At 74.5% G+C, this 21,969-nt stretch carries 2 protein-coding genes (1 of these 2 only partly in view); both read right to left on the bottom strand.

The window, feature by feature from the left end:
• Positions 1-19 precede the first annotated feature (19 nt).
• The gene (locus tag VSH64_RS12420; protein ID WP_326835718.1) at positions 20-9,664 is read right to left on the bottom strand and encodes a type I polyketide synthase; all 9,645 of its coding nucleotides are present in this window, start codon (positions 9,662-9,664) and stop codon (positions 20-22) included.
• A 47-nt stretch (positions 9,665-9,711) separates the two neighbouring features.
• Positions 9,712-21,969, bottom strand: the end of a protein-coding gene (locus tag VSH64_RS12415; protein WP_326835717.1) for a type I polyketide synthase. It continues 15,138 nt past the right edge of the window; only the last 12,258 of its 27,396 coding nucleotides appear in the window; the start codon falls outside the window, past its right edge; it ends in the stop codon at positions 9,712-9,714.

Here is a 21,969-nt window from a genome sequence, read left to right as displayed (position 1 = left end):
CCTGTGCGGTTCGCCCGGGTCAGCGGTCGGTCAGCCGGCCCAGTTCGTGGTCGATGAAGTCGAGGACCTCGTCGGCGCTCGCGTCGCTGAGCCGGTCGGCGACGCCGGTTTCCGCCTCGTCGGTCTCCGTGAGCGCGGCGAGCATCCGCCGCAGCCGAGCCGCGATCCCGCCACGGGTCACGCCGTCGGGCGCCGCCGCGCGCAGGCTCGCTTCGAGCCGGTCCAGCTCGGCGTCGAGCGCCGACGCGCCCTCCGCACCGTCGGTCAATTCCTCGCGCAGGTGCTCGGCGAGCACGGCGGGGGTCGGGTAGTCGAACACGAGCGTCGAGGGCAACGGCGTGCCGGCGACCTCGCTGAGGCGGTTGCGCAGCTCGACCGCCGTGAGCGAGTCGAAGCCCAGCTCCCGGAACTCCTGGCCGGGCTCGATCGCCTCGGCACTGTCGTGCCCGAGCACGGCCGCCGCGGCGGTGCGCACCACGTCCACCAGTAGCCGCGTCTGCTCGCTCTCGCGCAGGCCGGCCAGCTGCTCGGCCGGCGACTCGCGCGGCACCGAGCGCGCCACCGCGGCCCGCCGGCGCGTGCCGCGGATCAGGCCGCGGAACACGGCCGGCACTTCCCCTTCGACGGCGGCGAATCCACCGCGGCCCACCGCGAGCGGCACGATCCGCGCGGCGCCCGAAGCGACGGCGGCGTCGAACAACGCCAGCCCCTCGGCCACTTCCAGCGGCGGCAGGCCGGTGGCGCGCAGCCGGCGCCGGTCGGTCTCGCCGAGCGTGCCGGTCATGCCGCCGGTCTCGGTCCACGGGCCCCACGCGAGCGAGGTCGCGGGCAGGCCGTGGGCCACGCGGTGCGCGGCGAGCGAATCGAGTGCGGCGTTGGCGGCACAGTAGTTGGCCTGGCCCGGGCTGCCCATCGTGCCGGCGATCGAGGAGTACACGACGAACGCCGCCAGGTCCGCGTCGCGGGTGAGCTCGTGCAGGTGCCAGGCCGCGTCGGACTTCGGCGCGAGCACGGCCGAAACGCGTTCGGGCGTGAGGGATCCGAGCACCCCGTCGTCGAGAACGCCCGCCGTGTGCACGACCGCGGTGAGCGGGTGCGTGCCGTCCACTTCCGCCAAGGCGCGGGCGGCTTCGGCGCGGTCGGCGACGTCGGCGGCGACGATCCGCACGGTGGCGCCGAGTTCGGTCAGCTCGTCCTCGAGGTCGGCCGCACCGGGCGCTTCGAGGCCGCGGCGGCTCGCCAGCACCAGGTGCCGCACCCCGCGGTCCCGCACGAGGTGGCGCGCCAGCTCCCGGCCGAGACCGCCCGTGCCGCCGGTCACGAACACCGAGCCGTCGGGATCCCAAGGCCGGCCCCAGGTTTCGGTCTCGCCGAGCCGCGCGAGCCGGCCCGCGAGCACCTCGCCGCCGCGGATCACCAGCTGCGTCTCCCCCGTGGCCAGCAGCTTCGGCGCGCTCGCGACCTCGGCCACCGACGCGGGATCGGCGTCCACGTCCACGAGCAGAAATCGGCCCGGGTTCTCCAGCTGCGCGGCGCGCACGAGGCCCCACACCACCGCCGCGGCCGGATCCTCGATCGGGTCGCCGTCCTGGGCGGCGACACCGTTGCGGGTCACGAACACCACCGTGGTACCGGCGAACTTCTCGGTGGACAGCTCCTGCACCAGCGGCAACGCTCGCGCGGCCAGCTCGCGGGTCGCGACGACCGGATCCGGACCGACGCCCGCCATCGGCACGAGCAGCACCTCCGGCGCTTCGTCCACTTCGGACAGTGTGGTCACCGAGCCGGCACTGAGCACCCCGGCGAGGCACAGGCCGTCGGCGCCGAGCACGCTGCAGCCGCCGCCGTCGGTGTGCTCGGCGCGTACCGCTGCCCAGGCCAAGTGGAACAGCGAGTCGTGCCGGCTGTCGTGCGGGTGGTGCTCGGCCTCGGGCAGCGCGCGGTACACACAGGCGTCGACGGAAGCGACCAGCCGGCCTTCCTCGTCGAACAGTGCGAGCGCGGTCGACTGCGGTCCGGTGCGGACCAGCCGCACTCGCACCGAAGCCGCACCGGAGGCGTGCAGGCTGAACCCGCGCCAGACGTGCGGCACCGGGTCCGGTTCGACGTCGAGGCCGGCGAACGCGGCGAGGCGCGACACCGCGTCGGCGAGTGCCGGGTGCAGGCCGAACTCGGCCGCGTCGCTTACGTCGGCGGGCAGCGTGACCTCGGCGAACACCTCGTCGCGGCGGCACCACACGGCCGTGATGCTCTGGAACGCCGGGCCGTGTTCGACGCGGTCACCGTCGTGCACGTCGTGGAAGCCCGTGAGGTCCACTGCCGACGCGTTGGCGGGTGGCCACTCGCCGAGCTCCCCGCCGGGCACCGCGCCGGCGGCGAGGAAACCGCGGGCGTGCACAGTCCAGGCAGCTTCGGGATCGTCGGCCGGGCGGCCGTAGAGCGTCACCGGACGGCGGCCGGAAGCCGGTTCGCCCACGCGGACCTGGATCGCCACCGCGGAGCCGAGGTTGAGCGGCGTGGCGACGGTGAGCTCATCGACCCGGTCGCACGCGGTGCGGTCGCCGGCCCAGGCGAACAGGTCGAGGAACCCGGACTCGGGGAACACCGGCTCGCCGTCCACGAGCCGCTCCGCCAGCCACGGCACGGTCCGCGTCGAGAGCACGCCGCTGAACACGGCGTCAGCCGAACCCGCCAGCGGCACTTCGGCCGCCAGCAGCGGGTGCGTGCTGACGGTGAGCCCGAGGCCCGCGGCGTCGGCGACGAGCGGGGCGAGCGTCGGCCAGTAACGCTGGTGCTGGAAGGCGTAGGTGGGCAGCGTGGTGTGCCGGCCGCCGGCCAGCAGCGGCGACCAGTCCACGGTCACGCCGGCCACGTGCAGGCGGCCCAGCGCCGTGAGCAGGGCCGTGGGCTCGTCGCGGTCCTTGCGCTGGGTCGCGACCACCGTCGTGTCGACGTTCTGCTGGGTCAGCGCGGTGAGCACGCTGCCGGGGCCGACCTCGACGAACGCGGTCGCGCCGGCCGCGCGCAGCGAACGTACCGCGTCGGCGAAGCGCACGGCCTCGCGGACGTGGCGCACCCAGTAGGCCGGATCGGTGAGCTGCTCGGTGGTCGCGAGCTCGCCGGTGAGCGTCGAGACGATCGGGATTTCGGGCGCCGCGAAGGAAAGTCCGGCCACCACCGCGGCGAACCCGTCGAGCATCGGCTCGACCAGTGGCGAGTGGAAGGCGTGCGACACCGTGAGCCGGTTGATGCGGTGGCCGCGTTCGGCGAACCGGTCGGCCAGCCGCAGCACCGCCGCTTCGGCGCCGGCGAGCACCACCGACGAAGGCGCGTTCACCGCGGCGATCGAGACGTCGTCCGTCAGCTCGGCGGCCACTTCGTCGGGCGTCGCCTCGAGGGCGACCATCGCGCCGCCGGCCGGCAGCGCCTGCATCAGCCCGGCGCGCGCGGCCACGAGGGTCGCGGCGTCGGTCAAGGTCAGCACCCCGGCGAGGTGCGCGGCGGTCAGCTCGCCGATCGAGTGCCCGGCGAACCGCGCGCCCCGCAGGCCGAAGGACTCCAGCAGTCGGTAGAGCGCGACCTCGAAAGCGAACAACGCCGGCTGCGTGTACCCGGTGGTGGCCAGCAACTCGGCCTCGGGAGTGCCGTCTTCGGCGAACACGATCTCGCGCAGCGGCCGGTCGAGGTGTTCGTCCAGCGCGGCCGCCACCTCGTCGAACGCGGCGGCGAACACCGGGAAGCGGGCGTGCAGGTCGCGGCCCATGCCCGGGCGCTGCGAACCCTGGCCCGAGAACAGCACGGCCGTCGACTGCTCGGTGGCGAGCCCGCGCGCGGCTTCCGTGATCCCGTCCGGCCCGGCGAGCAGCAGCGCGCGGTGCGGGAACCCGGGGCGCGCCGCGAGGGTGGCGCCGAGGTCGAGGGCGCTCGGCGCTCCGTCCTCGCCGGTGAACGCCCGCAGGCGGCTCACCTGCTCGTCGAGCGCGGCCGCCGTCTTCGCCGACACCGGCCACGGCGCCACAGCCGGCGTGCCCTGCTCGTGGACCGGTGCTTCTTCGGCCTGTTCCAGCACGATGTGCGCGTTGGTGCCGCTGAGCCCGAACGAGGAGACCCCGGCCCGGCGCGGGCGGCTCACCTCGGGCCACGGTCGCTGCCGCGTGAGCAGCTCCACCGCGCCGGCCGTCCAGTCCACGTGCGACGACGGCGTGTCCACGTGCAGGGTTTTCGGCAGCACACCGTGGCGCAGCGCGAGCACCATCTTGATGATCCCGGCGACCCCGGCCGCGGCCTGCGTGTGGCCGAGGTTCGACTTGATGCCCCCGAGGTACACCGGCGTGGAGCGATCCTGGCCGTAGGTCGCGAGCACGGCCTGGGCCTCGATCGGGTCGCCGAGCACCGTGCCGGTGCCGTGGGCCTCGACCGCGTCGACGTCCGAAGCGGACAGTCCGGCGTTGGCCAGCGCCTGGCGGATCACCCGCTGCTGCGAGGGACCGTTCGGCGCGGTCAGGCCGTTGGACGCGCCGTCGGAGTTCACCGCCGAACCGCGCACCACGGCGAGGATCGGGTGACCGTTCTTCTTCGCGTCCGAGAGCTTCTCGACCAGCAGCAATCCCACGCCCTCCGACCAGCCCGTGCCGTCGGCGCCGTCGGCGAAGGCCTTGCAGAGACCGTCCTCGGCGAGCCCGCCTTGGCGCGTGAAGCCGGCGAAGCCGATGGCTGTGGACATCACCGTGACTCCGCCGGCCAGCGCCAGCGTGCACTCGCCGGACCGCAGGGCCTGCGCCGCCGAGTGCAGCGCCACCAGCGAAGACGAGCACGCCGTGTCGATCGTGAGCGACGGGCCTTCGAGGCCGAACGTGTACGACAGGCGGCCCGACACCACGCTCGCGGCCAGGCCGGTGCTCGCGTGGCCTTCCATGTCCTCACGGGCCATCGTCACGAGGTTCGCGTAGTCCTGCCCGTTGGTGCCCACGAACACACCGGTCCGGCTGCCACGCAGGGCCGCCGGGTCGAGGCCCGCGCTCTCGAAGGTCTCCCACGACGTTTCGAGCAGCTGCCGCTGCTGCGGGTCCATCGCGAGGGCCTCCCGCGGGGAGATGCCGAAGAAGGCGGCGTCGAACTCCGTGGCGTCGTCGAGGAAGCCGCCGCGCGCGGTGGCGCTGCGGCCCCGCCCGCCGCCGGCCAGTGCGGCGAGGTCCCAGCCGCGGTCGTCGGGGAAGTCGGTGATGGCGTGCTCGCCGGCGGTCAGCAGGCGCCAGAGGTCCTCCGGCGACCGGACACCGCCCGGGAAGCGGCAGGCCATGCCGACGATCGCGATCGGCTCGGTGCTCGCCGCGGTGGCCGCGACCAGGTCCTCGTCATCGGCCCCGGCACCGGTCAGCTCGGTGAGCAGGTGCGCGGCGAGGTCCTGCGGCGTCGGGTGGTCGAACACGAGGGTCGAGGGCAGCGCGAGCCCGGTGGCGGCGCCGAGGGCGTTGCTGATCTCGATGGCCGTGAGCGAATCGAACCCGAGGTCGCGGAAGGCCTTGTCGGCGCCGATCGCGCCGGAACCGGTGTGGCCGAGCACGGCGGCGGCGCGGGTGCGCACCAGGTCCAGCACCGCGGCCGGTCGGTCCGGTTCGGACAGTGCGCGAAGGGTGCGGCCGAAGTCCGATTCGGGCACCGTGTCGCGGCGCAGGTCGCGGGCGCCGGGCAGCTCGTCGAGCAGGGGGCCGGGGCGGACGGCGAGCAACGCGGACAGCAACCGGGGCCGGCGCAGGTCGGCGACCACCACGGTGGCTTCGGGTTCGACGACGGCCTGCGCGAGCGCGGACAGGGCCGGCTCGGGGTCGAGCGCGGCCGAGTCCGTGTGCCGGTCGGCGGCGACCCCCTCGCTCGCCATCCCGGCTCCCGCCCAGGCGCCCCAGGCGACGGCGGTCCCGGGCAAGCCGGCGGCGCGGCGCTGCCGGGCGAGGGCGTCGACCACGGCGTTTGCGGCGGCGTAGCCACCTTGGCCGGGGTTGCCGAGGGTGCCGGCCACCGAGGAGAACAGCGCGAAGACTTCGAGGTCCTTGTCGCGGGTCAGCTCGTCGAGGTACCGCGCTGAAGTCGCCTTGGCCCGGAACACCGTCTCGAACCGCTCCGGCGTCAGGGTTTCCAGCACACCGTCGTCGAGAACTCCCGCGGCGTGCACGACCGCGGTCAGCGGCAACGGCTCGATCAGCGCGGCCAACGCCGCGCGATCAGTCACGTCGCACGCGGCCACCGTCACCCGAGCACCGGACGCCTCCAACTCCGCGGCCAGCTCGGTCGCACCGGGCGCGTCCGGGCCGCGGCGACCGGCGAGCACGAGGTGCTCGGCGCCGTGCGCCGCCAGCCACCGCGCGACGTGCGCGCCCAGCGCGCCGGTGCCGCCCGTGATCAGCACGGTGCCGTGCGGCTGCCACTCCTGCGCGGTCGTGGCCGGAGCCGGCACGAGCCGGCGCCCGAAGATCCCGGACGCGCGCACCGCGAGTTCGTCCTCTTCGGACTGCCGTAACGCGGTGGCGAGCAGCTCACGCGTCCGCTCGTCGAACCCGGCGGGCACGTCCAGGAGACCGCCCCAGACGCGCGGGTACTCGAGGGCGGCGACCCGGCCGAGCCCCCACAACGCGGCCGCGGCCGGGTCGGTCACCTCGGCGTCGTTCTCGGCGGCGACCGCGCCGTGCGTGACGACCCACACCGGCAGTTCAGCTCGGCGCAGCAGCGCGGCCGTCGCGGGAACGTCGGGCAGGAACGACAAGATGGCGTCGCGGTCCGGCACCGCGTCGAGCGCGTCCGGCTCGACCCGGACGACGTCGTCCACGGCGGCGAGCACCTCGTCCACCCAGGTGCCGGCGTCCGACGGCACGACGGCGAGCCAGCGCCGCGGAGCTCCCGTCGGCGCGACCGGCCGCCAGACCTCGCGGAACCGCCAGGAGTCCACCGTGGACCGGTCGACGTCGGATTCGGGCCAGAACCGTTCGTGCTGGAAGGCGTACGTCGGCAGGTCCACCCGCCGGCCACCGGCGAGCACACCGCTCAAGTCCACGCGAGCACCGCACACGTGCAACGCGGCCAGCGCGGCCACGAACGCCTCTTCTTCACCGAGCGTGCGGCGCAACGCGGGCACAACGGGAATCGAGTCGCCCACGCTCTCGCGCGCCAGCGCCGTGAGCACCGCGTCGGGGCCGAGTTCGAGGAACGCTCCAGCGCCGGCTTCGCGCGCGGCCACCACCGCGTCGGCGAATCGCACCGGTTCACGCACGTGGCGCACCCAATAGTCGGCAGTCCCCAGTTCCTCGCCGGCGAGCGCACCGGTCAGGGCGGACACCAGAGGGATTTTCGGTGCCGCGAAGGAAATCCCGGCCAGAGTGGCTCGGAACTCGGCCAGCATCGGGTCCATCAGCGGCGAGTGGAAGGCGTGCGACACCGTGAGCCGCTTCGTCCGGCGACCGCGCTCCGCGAACACCTCCGCGATCCGCGTGACCTCCGCCTCGGCCCCCGCGAGCACCACGGAATCGGGTCCGTTCACGGCCGCGATCGAGACCACGTCCGAGAGTTCCGCCGCGACCTCGGCCTCGGTCGCGCGCACCGACACCATCGCCCCAACCGCCGGCAGCGCGTCCATCAACCGGGCGCGCGCCGCGACGAGGGTGCAGGCGTCGGCCAGCGAGAACACGCCGGCCGCATGGGCGGCGGCGATCTCTCCCACCGAATGCCCACCGAGCAGATCGGGCCGCACCCCGAAGGATTCGGCGAGCCGCAGCAGCGCGACCTCGACGGCGAACACCGCGGGCTGCGTCCAGCCGGTGCGGTCGAGCAGCGCGACGTCGGTCCCCCACACGACCTCGCGCAGCGGCCGGTCCAGCTTCGGGTCGAGCGCGGCCGCGACCGCGTCGAACGCCTCCGCGAACACCGGGAACCGGTCGTACAGTTCACGGCCCAGGCCCAGCCGTTGCGAGCCCTGCCCGGAGAACAGCACCGCGAGCTTCACCCGCCGGCCCGCGATTCCCGACGTGACCCCGGGCGCGGAGCCCTCGGCCAGCCAGCCCGCCACGCGGTCCCGCAGCGTCGCCGTGTCGGCGCCGACCGCGGCGAGGCGGTGCTCGAACGCCGACCGGCCCGTGACCAGCGAGAACCCGACGTCGGCCGCGGCCCCGAGATCGGTGCCGAGCAGCGCGGACACCTGCCCGCGCAACGCTTCCGGCGTCTTGGCCGACAGCACCCACGGCACCACGCCCCCAACCAGCGCTGTCTCGGACGGCTCTGCTTCGGACGGTTCGGCGTCCGGCGCCTGTTCCAGGATCGTGTGCGCGTTGGTGCCGCTCACGCCGAACGACGACACCGCCGATCGTCGCGGCCGGCCGGTGTCCGGCCACGGCACCTGCTCGGCCACCAGCTCGACCGCGCCCGAGCTCCAGTCCACGTGCGACGACGGCGTGCCCACGTGCAACGTCCGCGGCACCACACCGTGGCGCATCGCCTCGACCAGCTTGATCACCCCGGCCACGCCCGCGGCCGCCTGCGTGTGCCCGAAGTTCGACTTCACCGAACCCAGCAGCAACGGGTGCGCGCGCTCCCGCCCGTACGTCTCCAGCAGGCTGCCGGCCTCCACCGGATCGCCCAGCGGCGTCCCGGTGCCGTGCGCCTCGACCACGTCCACTTCGGACGGTTCCAGCCGCGCGGCCGCCAGTGCCTGCCGGATCACCCGCTGCTGCGAGCGTCCGTTGGGCGCGGTGAAGCCGTTCGACGCGCCGTCGGAGTTCACCGCCGAACCCCGCACGAGAGCCAGCACGGGGTGGCCGTTGCGCTGCGCGTCCGACAGTTTCTCCAGCACCAGCACGCCCACACCCTCGGCCCAGCCGGTGCCGTCGGCGTCGTCGGAGAACGCCTTGCAGCGGCCGTCGGGCGCCAGGCCGCCCTGCCGGCTGAACTCCAGCAGGGAACCCGGCGTGGACATCACGTTCACCCCGCCCGCCAGCGCGAGCGAACACTCGCCCGAGCGCAGGGCCTGCGCGGCCAGGTGCAGGGACACCAGCGACGACGAGCACGCGGTGTCGACCGTCACGGCCGGGCCTTCGAGCCCGAACGTGTAGGAGATCCGTCCCGAGGTAGCGCTCGCGGCGATACCGGTGCCGACGCTGCCATCGGCGTCGTCGAGTGAGCGCACCATCAGGTACGCGTAGTCCTGGCCGTTGGTCCCCACGAACACACCCGTGCGGCTGCCACGCAGCGACACCGGGTCGATCCCGGCGCGCTCGATCGCCTCCCACGACGTCTCCAGCAGCAGCCGTTGCTGCGGGTCCATCGACAACGCCTCGCGCGGCGAGATGCCGAAGAAGCCCGGGTCGAAATCGGCGACGCAGTCGAGGAACCCGCCACGCTGGCTCACTTCCTTGCCGCGCGCGTCGACCTCGCTCGTGTGCAGCGCGCGCAGGTCCCAGCCGCGGTCGGCCGGGAAGCCGCCGACCGCGTCGCGGCCCTCGGCCACCAGCCGCCACAGGTCCTCCGGCGAGCGCACGCCACCGGGGAACCGGCAGCTCATGCTCACGATCGCGATCGGCTCGGCCGCCGCGGCCAGCAGCTCGCGGTTCTGCCGGCGAAGGCGGTCGGCCTCCTTCACGGAGGCTCGCAGCGCCTCGACAACCTTTTCGCTGGGCGTGGTCATCTCTTCAGCTCCGTCACTCGCTCGGCTGGGTCACCTGCGTCGGCTGGTCAGTCGGTCGGCTCTTGCCCGGTCAGCGCGGCCCGCACCAGGTCGTCCACGCCCATGTCGTCGATGTCCGCACCCGGCTCCGCTTCGCCGCCCTCGGCGAGACGCAGCAGCGTGTCGAGCACTCCGCTGTCGCGCAGCTTCGCCAACGGCAGCGCCGAAAGCAGCGCCCGCACGCGGGTCTCTTCGTCGGTGTCGGTGTCGGCTTCCGCCGGAGCGAGCTGCTCCAGCAGGAAGGCGGCCAGAGCTTCGGGTGTCGGGTGGTCGAACACGAGCGTCGAGGCCAAGGTCAGCCCGGTCGCCGCCGTGAGCCGGTTGCGCAGCTCCACCACGCCGAGCGAATCGAACCCGAGGTCGCGGAACGGCTTGTCCGGCCCGACCACATCGAGGTCGGCGTAACCGAGCACCTCCGCGGCCCGGACCCGTACCAGGTCCAGCACGGCTTCGTCCCGCTCGTCGACGGGCAGGCCGGCCAGGCGCTCGCGGAACGCGGACGTCTCTTCGGCCGGCGCGGCCGCCACCGCCTCGACGTAGCCGGGCATCTCGCGCAGCAGCGGGTTCGGCCGGGCCGCGCCGCCGGTGAAACCGCCGGCGTCGACCTGCACGACCACTGCGGTCGGGTGCGGCTCGGCCACGAGCTGCCGCAGGGCGAGCACGGCCAGGTCCGGGTCCATCGCGGCGATGCCGCTGCGGCGCGCGGCTTCCTCGGCCGCCGCGCCCGTCGCCATGCCGGCGCCGCCCCACGCGCCCCACGCGATCGACGTGGCCGCGAGGCCCGCCGCGCGACGGCGCTCGGCCAGGGCGTCGAGCACCGCGTTGGTCGCGGAGTAGTTGGCCTGCCCCGGATTGCCGACCACGGCCGAGGCCGAGGCGAACAGCGCGAACACTTCGAGGTCACGGTCACGGGTCAGCTCGTCGAGCAGCAGCGCGGAGCCGGCCTTGGCCCGGAACACCGCTTCGAACCGGTCGGGCGTGAGGCCGTCGAGCACACCGTCGTCGAGCACACCGGCGGTGTGGAGCACCGCGGTGAGCGGCGCGTCGGCCGGAATTCCGTCGAGCAGCCGAGTGAGCGCGGCCCGGTCGGCGACGTCGCAGGCGGCGATCGTCACGCGGGCGCCGCGTTGTTCGAGATCGGCGGCCAGCTCGGCCGCACCCGGCGCGGCTTCGCCACGGCGGCTGGCCAGCAGCAGGTGCTCGGCCCCGGCGTCGGCGAGCCGCCGCGCGACCAGCGCGCCGAGACCACCGGTGCCACCGGTCACGAGCACCGTGCCGGTCGGGTTCCACAGGTTCGCGTCGGCACCCGCCGGCGCCGGCATGAGCCGAGCGCCGAACACCGCACCCGGCCGCACGGCGAGCTGGTCCTCCCCCGCCGGGTCGGCGAGGATCCCGGCGAAGCGCGCCGCGGACCGGTCGTCGAGCGTCGGCGGCAGGTCGACGAGACCACCCCAGCGGTCGGGGTGTTCCAGCGCGGCGACGCGCCCGAGACCCCACAACGCGGCCTGGAGCGGACTGCTCACTTCACTGCCGCCCGCGGGCACCGCGCCCCGCGTCACGGACCACAGCGGCGCGGTGGCACCGGCGTCGCCGAGAGCCTGCAGCAAGGTCGTGGTGGCGGTGAGGCCCTGCGGCACGCCGGAAGTCGTGCGCTCGTCGAGGCCGAGCAGCGACACGATCCCGCTCACCGCACCCACCGCCCGCAGCTCTTCGGCGACCGCGGCCCGGTCGGCCTCGGCGACCACGAGCCGCACCACGTCGGTGCCCAGCGCGGCCACGGCGGTGTCCGTCCAGGGGTCATGGTCGTGCGACTCGGGAACGACCACGAGCCACCGGCCCGTCGGCGTACCCTCGGTCGCGCTCAGCGGCGACCAGCCGACCCGGTGCCGCCACGAGTCCACAGTGGACTTCTCGGCGACGGTCCGTCGCCAGTCGAGCAGGGCCGGCAGGACCTGGCCCAGCGCCCCGGCGTCCACGTCGAGCGTGCTGCCGAGGTGCTCGAACTCCGCCTCGCGCACAGCCAACCAGAAGGCGTCGTCGGACGAGGACCCGGCGGCCGGGGTCGTGCCGAGGGCCTGGGTCTCGGGCCAGAAGCGTTCGTGCTGGAAGGCGTAGGTCGGCAGGTCCACCACGCGGTGCCGGCCGAGCAGCGCCCGCCAGTCGGGGCTCAGGCCCGCCACGTGCAGCCGCGCCAGCGCCCCGAGCAGTGCTCCCGGCTCACCGCGGTCCTTGCGCAGCACCGGCACGACCGTCGCGCTCTCGTCGAGCGTCCCGGCGGCCATCGCCGAGAGGACCCCGTCGGGTCCGATCTCCACGAACACGTCGGCACCGGCCTCGGCCAGCGCGCCGACGCCGTCGGCGAACCGCACCGTGGCGCGGACGTGGCGCACCCAGTACTCCGCCGTGAGCACCTCGTCGCCGGCGGGCGCTCCGGTGACCGTGGAGACGAGCGGCACCACCGGAGCGGCGTAAGCCACGCTCCGGGCCACCCGGCGGTAGTCATCCAGCATCGCGTCCATATGAGGTGAGTGAAACGCATGCGAGACCCGCAAACGCCTAGTCTTCCGGCCGTCCGCGGCGAACTTCGCGGCAAGCCCTTCGGCCTCCGCTTCGGCACCGGCCACGACCACCGCGGCCGGGCCGTTGACCGCCGCCACCGAGATCCCGGGCGTGAGCAGCGGCGTGACCTCGTCCTCACTGGCCTCGATCGACACCATCGCTCCACCGCCCGGAAGCGCGTCCATCAGGGTGGCTCGCGCCGCGACCAGGCGGGCCGCGTCGGCGAGGGTGAAGACGCCGGCCACGTGCGCGGCGGCCAGCTCGCCGATGGAGTGCCCGGCGACGACGTCGGGCCGGATGCCGAGCGAGGTGACCAGCCGCGCCAGCGCGACCTCGACCGCGAACAACGCCGGCTGCGTGTAACCCGTGCGGTCGAGCAGTTCGCCCTCGGCGGTGCCCGGTTCGGCGAACACGATCTCGCGCAGCGGCCGCTCGAGATGCTCGTCGAGCGCGGCCACGACCTCGTCGAATACCTCGGCGAACACCGGGAACCGGTGGTAGAGCTCGTGGCCCATGCCGGCGCGCTGCGCGCCCTGGCCGGTGAACAGGAACGCCGTGCGGCCCAGCGCCCGCGCGCGGCCCTCGCTCACCGCCGGCGACGGCGCACCGTCGGCCAGCGCGGCGAGCCCGGCGAGCAGCTCGTCGACGTCCGAGGCCAGCACCGTCGCGCGGTGCTCGAACGTCGCCCGGGTGGTGGCCAGGGCGTGGGCGACCTCGGCCGGCGACCAGGCGGGGTCGTCGAGCAGCCGCTCCCGCAGCCGCAGCGCCTGCGCCTTCAGCGCCGCCGGCGTGCGACCGGAAACCGGCACGAGCACCGGACCGTCGGTCGCGGCGGCCGGCTCCTCGGGGTGGTCGGGCGCCTGCTCCAGGATCACGTGGGAGTTCGTGCCGCTGGCGCCGAACGACGACACCGCGCCGCGCCGCACCCGGCCCACCTCCGGCCACGCCCGCGTCTCGCCGACCAGCTCGATCGCGCCCGCCGTCCAGTCCACCTGGGACGTCGGCGCGTCGGCGTGCAGCGTCCGCGGCAGCACCCCGTGCTGCATCGCGAGCACCATCTTGATCACGCCGGCGACGCCCGAAGCGGCCTGCGTGTGGCCGAGGTTCGACTTCACCGACCCCAGCAGCAGCGGGTGTTCCCGCTCGCCGCCGTAGATCGCGAGCAGCGCCTGGGCTTCGATCGGGTCACCCAGCCTGGTGCCGGTGCCGTGCGCCTCGACCGCGTCCACTTCGGACGGACGCAGGCCGGCGCCGGCGAGCGCCTTGCGGATCACCTTCTGCTGGGCGGGGCCACTGGGCGCGGTCAGGCCGTTCGACGCGCCGTCGGAGTTGATGGCCGAACCACGCACCACGGCGAGGATCCGGTGCCCGTTGCGCACGGCGTCGGACTGGCGTTCCAGCACCAGCATGCCGACCCCCTCGGCCCAGCCGGTGCCGTCGGCGTCGTCGGAGAACGCCTTGCAGCGCCCGTCCGGCGACAGCGCGCCGAGGTCGCTGAACTCGACGAAGTTCACCGGCGTGGACATCACCGTGACGCCACCGGCCAGCGCGACCGAGCACTCGCCGGTGCGCAGGGCCTGAGACGCCAGATGCAGTGCCACCAGCGAGGACGAGCACGCCGTGTCCACCGACACGGTCGGCCCCTGCAGGCCGAAGGTGTAGGCGAGCCGGCCGGAGAGCAGGCTCGACGACTGCGCCGTCTGCCAGTGCCCGCCCGCTTCGCCGAGCACCGGCCGGTAGTCGCCGCTGCCGCCACCGACGAACACGCCGGCGTCGGTACCGCGCAGCCCGGCCGGGTCCACGCCGGCGCGTTCCAGCGCTTCCCACGCGGCTTCGAGCACCAGCCGCTGCTGCGGATCCATCACCACGGCCTCACGCGGCGAGATGCCGAAGAAACCGGGGTCGAAGTCCGCGACGTCGTAGAGGAAACCGCCCTGGCGCGTCACGCTCGTGCCCGGTGTCTCCGGGCCGCCGGCGAACAGCTCGGCCATCGGCCAGCCGCGGTCGGCCGGCATGTCGCCGACCGCGTCCACGCCGTCGGACACGAGCCGCCACAGGTCTTCCGGCGACCGGACGCCCCCGGGGTACCGGCAGCTCATACCGACGATCACGATGGGGTCGTCGGTGACCGCCGCGGTGGTCACGGTGGTCGGCTCGGGGTCGTCCGCGCCGAACAGCTCGGCGTCGAGGAACGCCGCCAGTACCTGTGGTGTCGGGTGATCGAACGCGAGCGTGGCCGGGAGCGTGAGCGCGGTGGCGTCGCCGAGCTGGTTGCGCAGGTCCACGGCCGTGAGCGAGTCGAAGCCGAGGTCCTTGAACGGCAGGTCGGCGGCGACAGCACCGGCACTGGCGTGGCCGAGGACCAGTGCGGCCTTCTCCCGCACGACAGCCAGTAGTCGACGAATCCGGTCGGCCCGGGGCAGCTCACGCAAGGTCGTGGCGAGGCCGGCACCCACGTTCTCCGCGGTGGCCGCGGTGAACTCGGGCACCTCACCGAACAGGCGCGTCGCACGAGTGCGGGTGAACGCCGGGGCGAACTTGGCCCAGTCCACGTCCGCGACGATCGCGGCCGGGGCCGCGAGCGCCGTGAGCGCGGCCGCCGGGGGCAGGGCGGGCAGGCCCGACAGCCGCAGGTGCGCGGCGAGGGCTTCGTCGCCGCCGGCCCAGGCGCCCCAGGCGATCGAACGGCCGGCGCCGCCGCGCAGACGGCGGCGTTCGGCGATCGCGGCCACCTGTGCACCGAGCGCGGCTTCCTCGGCCCGGCCGGCCGCTCCCCAAGCAGCGGCGACGGAACCGAACGCGACAAAAGCGTCCAGCTCACGGTCGGCGAACAGCGAGTCGAGGGTTTCGGCGCCGCCGAGCACCGCGGCGACGGGATCGTCGTGGCCGGTGCCGTCGTCGGCGTGGACCACAGCGGTCACGTCGGCGACCAGTTCGGCCGACAGCTCGGTGACGACCTCGGCCGGGACGGCCAGCTCGGGAGCGTCCACCGACGACGGTGCCGTGAGCAGCAGCCGCTCGGCGCCGTGCGCGGCGGCCCAGTCGGCCACCGCGAGCCCGGTGCCGGTCGTGCCGCCGGTGACGAGGACGGTCCCGCGCGGGGTCCACCGCTCCCCCGGTGCGGCCCGGACGATCCGCCGAGCGAATACGCCACCGGACCGCACCGCAACCTGGTCCTCGCCGCTCGCGAGGGCCGCGGCGAGCCGGGCCAGCGCGCGGTCGTCGAGGTCGGCGGGCAGGTCGACGAGGCCGCCCCAGCGTTGCGGCGCGTCGAGCGCGGCCGTGCGGCCGAGCCCCCACCGTGCGGCCTGTGCCGGATCCAGATCCTGGTCGTCGCCGACCGCCACCGCGCCTCGCGTGACACACCACAGCGGCGCGGCCACGCGGTCGAGCAGGTCGGCCGGCGCGGTGTCCAGTAGCGACAGCACGCCGGTGAAGTCCGGGTCCTCGGGCAAGGCGTCGAGCTGCGCGGCCACGGCCGAGTCACCCAGCGCGGCCAGGATCGCGGCCACGCCCTCGTCCGGCTCGGCCGGTGCGAGCACCAGCCAGCGCTGCGCCGCCATGGTGTCGGGCGTGATCGGGCGCCACACCACGTCGTACTTCCACTGCTTCGCGCGCACCTCGTCGTGGCGACCGCGACGCCACCGCGCCAGGGCCGGCACGAGGGCGGCGAGCTGGTCGCCGTCGAGATCGAGGCTCGCCGACAACGTGGTGAGATCCGTGTCCTCCACCGCTGCCCAGAACCCGGCGTCCGCCGGATCCACCGTGACCTGCGGGTCGGCTTCCGGCCAGAAGCGCTCGCGCTGGAACGCGTACGCCGGCAGCACCACCCGGCGCGCACCGGTGCCCGCGAACCACGCCTCCCAGTCCACGGTCACCCCGCGGCCGTGCAGCCGTCCGAGCGCTCCGGCGAACGTGGCTTCCTCGCCGCGGCCCTTGCGCAGCGCGGGAATGGCTTCCGCACCGGCGTCGAGGCTCTGGGCGAGGGCGGTCAGCACCCCGTCGGGACCGAGTTCGAGGAACGTCGTCACACCGTGGCCGGTCAGCGTCGCGACCCCGTCGGCAAACCGCACCGCCTCGCGCACCTGCCGCACCCAGTACTCCGGCGAACCGAGCTCCCCGGCCGCCGCGACCTCGCCGGTCACGGTCGACACCACCGGGATCTCCGGCTCCGCCAACGACAACCCGGTCACAACCGCGCGGAACTCGGCCAGCATCGGGTCCATCAGCGGCGAGTGGAACGCGTGGCTCACGCTGAGCCGCTTGGTCTTGCGGTCCTCGAAGTGGGCCACGACCGCGAGCACCGCGTCTTCGGCACCCGAGAGCACCACGGCGCGCGGGCCGTTCACCGCGGCGATCGCCACGTCGCCGGACAGCAGCGGCGTGACCTCGTCTTCGGTCGCCTCCACCGACACCATCGCGCCGCCGGCCGGCAGGGCCTGCATCAACCGGCCGCGCGCGGCAACCAGCGTGCACGCGTCCGCCAGCGAGAACACCCCGGCGACGTGCGCGGCGGCCAGCTCGCCGATCGAGTGGCCGGCCACGAAGTCCGGTCGCGCCCCGAGCGACTCGACGAGCCGGAACAACGCCACCTCGATCGCGAACAACGCGGGCTGCGTGTACGCCGTGTCGTCGAGCAGCGCCGAATCGCCGAAGATCACGTCCCGCAACGGCTCGTCGAGCTCGCGGTCGAAATGCGCGAGCACGTCGTCGAAGGCCGCGGCGAACACCGGGAACCGCGCGTAGAGCTCACGGCCCATCCCGGCCCGCTGGGCGCCCTGGCCGGAGAACAGCATCGCCGTCCGGCCCGTGGCGGCCGTCGTCCGGCCGCCTTCCGCGACACCATCCGAAGTTGACACCAAAACGGCGCGGTGGCGCAGCCCGGCCCGGCCGGTCACCAACGTGTAGCCGACGTCCACCGGCGAGAGCCCTGGGGCAGCCGCGGTCACGCGAGCCACCTGCTCGTCCAGCGCCTGCTCGGTGCGCGCGGACACCAGCCACGGCACGGCCGCCGGCGCCACGACCGCGGGTTCGGCCGCTGCCGGTTCGGGCGCCTGCTCGAGGATCACGTGGGCATTGGTGCCGCTCACCCCGAACGCCGACACGCCGGCCCGGCGCGGCCGGCCGGTCTCCGGCCACTCGGTCACGTCGGCGAGCAGCGAGATCGTGCCGCCGCTCCAGTCGACGTGCGACGTCGGCCGCTCGGCGTGCAGCGTCTTCGGGAGCACGCCGTGGCGCATCGCGAGCAGCACCTTGATCACGCCGGCGACCCCGGCCGCGGCCTGCGAGTGGCCGAGGTTCGACTTCACGGCGCCGAGCAGCAGCGGTGTGGTGCGATCCCGGCCGTAGGTGGCCAGCAGCGCGCCGGCCTCGATCGGGTCGCCGAGTTTCGTGCCGGTGCCGTGGGCCTCGACGACGTCGACGTCCGGAGTGGACAGTCCGGCGTCGGCCAGCGCCTGGCGGATCACGCGCTGCTGCGCGAGCCCGTTGGGGGCGGTGAGGCCGTTGGACGCGCCGTCGGAGTTCACCGCGCCGCCGCGCACCACGCCCCAGACCTCGTGGCCGTGGCGCACCGCGTCGGAAAGCCGTTCGAGCACCAGCACACCGACGCCTTCGGCCCAGGCCGTGCCGTCGGCGTCCTCGGAGAACGCCTTGATCCGGCCGTCGGCGGCGAGGCCGTTCTGTGTGCTGAACTCGAGGAACGAACCGGGGCTCGCCATCACCGACACGCCACCGGCGAGCGCGAGCGACGACGTGCCGCTGCGCAGCGCCTGCGCCGCCCACTGCAGGGCGACCAGCGAAGACGAGCAGGCCGTGTCGACCGTGACGGCCGGGCCTTCCAGCCCGAGCGTGTACGACAGCCGGCCCGAGAGCACGCTCGCCGTGGTGCCGGTGGCGATGTGGCCCTGGATGTCGGCGGCCGCGTGCTGCAGCAGCTGCACGTAGTCCTGGCCGTTGGTGCCCACGAACACGCCGGTGTCGCTGCCGCGCAAGGTGTCGGCGTTGATGCCCGCGTGTTCCAGGGCCTCCCACGTGGTTTCCAGGAGCAGCCGCTGCTGCGGGTCCATCGCGAGCGCTTCGCGCGGCGAGATGCCGAAGAAGCCGGCGTCGAAGTCGGCGGCGTCGGACAGGAAGCCGCCTTGCAGCGTGGCCGACGCGCCTGAAGCCAGCGCTTCGAGGTCCCAGCCGCGGTCGACCGGGAACGGCGCCACCGCGTCGCGGCCTGCCACCAGCAGCTGCCACAGATCCTCGGGTGATCGGATGCCACCCGGGTACCGGCAGGCCATGCCGACCACGGCGATCGGGTCGTCGTCGACCGCGCGCGCGACCGGACCCGCCGGCACCGCGGTGTCGAGCGTGCCCAGCAGCTCGCCGAGCAGGAACGTGGCCAGCGCCCGCGGGTTCGGGTGGTCGAAGACGATCGTCGAGGCGAGCGTGAGGCCGGTCGCCGCGGCGAGGGCGTTGCGCAGCTCGACCGTGGTCAATGAGTCGAAGCCGAGGTCCGTGAACGGCTGGTCGGCTTCGACCTGGCCGGTGCCGTCGTGGCCGAGCACCGCCGCGACCCGCACGAGCACGAGGTCGAGCACCGCGCGCACCCGTTCGGGTTCCGGCAGGCCGGCCAGCGTGCGGCGCAGCGTGTCCTCGTCCTGCGGTTGCGCGGCGGAGCGAGCCAGTGCACGCACCTCCGGCAGGTCCGCGATCACGACGTCGGGGCGGACGGCGGCGAAGCGCGGCCAGTCGACGTCGAGCACGGCGAGAGCGGTGTCGCCCGCTTCGACCGCGTGCCACAGCGCGGTGATCGCCGCGTCCGGGTCGAGCAGGCCGAAGCCGCCGCGGCGCACGCGGTTCGCGATCTCGGTGTCGCCGGCCATCCCGTCGTCGGCCCAAGGTCCCCAGGCGATCGAGGTCGCCGGCCGGCCCGCGGCGCGGCGCTCGGCGGCGAACGCGTCGAGATAGGCGTTGGCCGCGGCGTAGTTGCCCTGACCCGCGGCGCCGAGCGTGCCGGCGACGGAGGAGAACAGCACGAACGCGTCGACGTCGCCGACCAGCTCGTGGAGGTTCCGCACGGCCGTGGCCTTGGCGGCGAACACGGCGTCGAACCGTTCGGGGGTCAGGGTGTCGAGCACCCCGTCGTCGACGACGCCGGCGGTGTGGACCACGGCGGTGACCGGGTGGTCGGCCAGCAGGGCTGCGAGGGCCGCCCGGTCGGCGACGTCGCACGCGGCGATCGTCACGCGGACCCCGAGGGCCTCCAGTTCCGCGGTCAGGTCGTCGGCGCCCGGCGCGGCCGGGCCGCGGCGGCTGGTGAGCAGCAGGTGCTCGGCGCCTTCGGCGGCCAAGCGCCGGGCCACGCGTCGGCCCAGACCGCCGGTGCCACCGGTCACGAGCACGGTGCCGGTCGGTGTGAACGTCGTTTTCGGATCGGCGCTGCTGTGTGCGAGCCGGCGTACGAACACCCCGGACGCGCGCACCGCGAGCTGGTCCTCGTCACCGGCCCCGGCCAGCGACGCGACGAGCCGTGCGGCGACGGCCGAGTCCACCTCGGCGGGCAGGTCGATCAGGCCGCCCCAGCGGTCGGGCTGTTCCAAGCCGAGAGCCCGGCCCAGGCCCCAGACCGCGGCCGAGGCGGGCCGCACGCCGCCGTCGGCGCGGCCGACCGAGACCGCCCCGGACGTGAGAATCCACAGTGGAGCGTCGATGCCGGCGGCACCCAGCGCCTGCGCCACGGCGGCCGTCGTGAGCACTCCGGCCGGCGTGTGACCTTCGCCGGTCTCGTCGCGCTCCGGGAGCAGAAGCACGCCCGCATACGCCCCGTTGCCGATTTCGCTCGCCCTCGCGACCACCTCGGTGTCGGTGCCCAGCGCGGCCACCGCCGCCCGAGTCCAGTCGCTTTCCTGCGCGACCACAACGAGCCAGGTTCCCGACAGCCGCCGCTCGGCGGGCCGGAACGGCTTCCAGTCCACGCGGTAACGCCAGCCGTCCACGGTGGCGCGCTCCGTGCGCCGCCGGCGCCAGGCCGAAAGCGCGGGCAGCATCGGCCGCAGCGTCTCGCCGTCGAGGCCGAGTTGCTCGGCCAGCGCCGGCACGTCCTGCTGCTCGACGGCGGACCAGAAGTCGGCGTCGGCGGGATCGGCGGTCGTGAACGCCGGGGCCGCGGGTTCCGGCCAGTAACGCTTGCGCTGGAACGCGTAGGTGGGCAGGTCCACGACGCGCGCACCGGTGGCGGCGAACACGCCGGCCCAGCCGAGGGCCACGCCGTGGACGTGCAGGCGGGCGAGCGCGCCGAGCGCGGTCGTGACCTCGTCCCGGTCGCGCCGCAGCACCGGAAGCACCAACGCGGTGTCGGTCAGCGACTCCTGCGCCAGGCCGGACAGCACACCGTCCGGACCCAGCTCGAGGAACGCGGTGACCCCGTGGTCCGCAAGCCACGCAATCCCGTCGGCGAACCGCACCGCGTGGCGGACGTGGTCCACCCAGTAGTCCGCCGAACAGACCTGGTCCTCGGTCGCGAGCTGCCCGGTCACGTTCGAGACGAACGGGATCACCGGCGCCGTGAAGCTCACCGATTCGGCAACACGGCGGAAGTCGTCGAGCATCGCGTCCATCCGCGGCGAGTGGAACGCGTGGCTCACGCGCAGCCGCCGCGTCTTCCGGCCCAGCTCCACGAAGTGCTGCGCGATCGCCTCGGCTTCAGCCTCCTCGCCGGCGATGACCACCGACCGAGGGCCGTTGATGGCGGCCAGCGACACGCCGTCGGACAGCAGCGGCGTGACCTCTTCCTCGGTCGCCTCCAGCGCGACCATCGCGCCGCCTTCCGGCAGCGCGTCCATGAGCCGGCCACGCGCGGCGACCAGCGTGGCCGCGTCCTCCAGCGTCAGCACCCCGGCGACGTGCGCCGCCGCCAGCTCGCCGATCGAGTGGCCCGCGAGGTAGTCCGCGCGCACGCCCCAGGATTCGGTCAGGCGGTAGAGCGCGACCTCGACGGCGAACAACGCGGGCTGGGTGAAGCCGGTGCGGTCGAGCAGCTCGGCGTCGCTGCCCCAGACCACGTCGCGCAGCGGCCGGTCCAGCTCCGCGTCGAAACACGCGCAGACGGCGTCGAAGGCGTCGGCGAACACCGGGAACCGCTCGTAGAGCTCGCGGCCCATGCCGAGCCGCTGTGCGCCCTGGCCGGTGAACAGGAACGCCGTGCGCCCGCGTCCGGCACTGCGGCCGGTCACCAGGTTGGCGGCCGGCGCACCGTCGCGCACAGCCGTGAGGCCGGCCAGCAGCTCGGCGCGGTCACCGGCGACCAGCGCCGCGCGGTGGTCGAACGCCGAGCGCGCGGTGGCCAGCGAGTACGCGACATCCGCGAGCCGCACCTCGGGCCCGTCCGCCAGCCGGTCGAGCAGCCGCGAAGCCTGGGCCCGCAGGGCGTCCTCCGACCGTCCGGAAAGGACCACCGGCACGGCCTGCTCCGCCGTCGCCTCGGCCGTGACCTCGACCGCCGGCGCCTGCTCCAGCACGGTGTGTGCGTTGGTCCCGCTGAGCCCGAAGGACGACACTCCGGCGCGGCGCGGGCCGGCGCCCTGCGGCCACGGCGTCGTCTCGGTCAGCAGCCGCACCGCGCCCGTCGCCCAGTCCACGTGCGACGACGGCTCGTCCGCGTGCAGTGTCGGCGGAAGCACTCCGTGCTCCATCGCCTTCACGACCTTGATCACGCTCGC

Source organism: Amycolatopsis rhabdoformis (genome assembly GCF_035918295.1).
Lineage (GTDB): Bacteria > Actinomycetota > Actinomycetes > Mycobacteriales > Pseudonocardiaceae > Amycolatopsis > Amycolatopsis rhabdoformis.
Note: the sequence above shows the minus strand (reverse complement) of the source record. Positions and strands in the feature narration are given on the sequence as shown.

What these genes read in the sequence shown, in the direction of transcription:
- VSH64_RS12420 (WP_326835718.1), bottom strand. Translation starts at nt 9,664, where the DNA reads ATGACCACGCCCAGCGAAAAGGTTGTCGAGGCGCTGCGAGCCTCCGTG.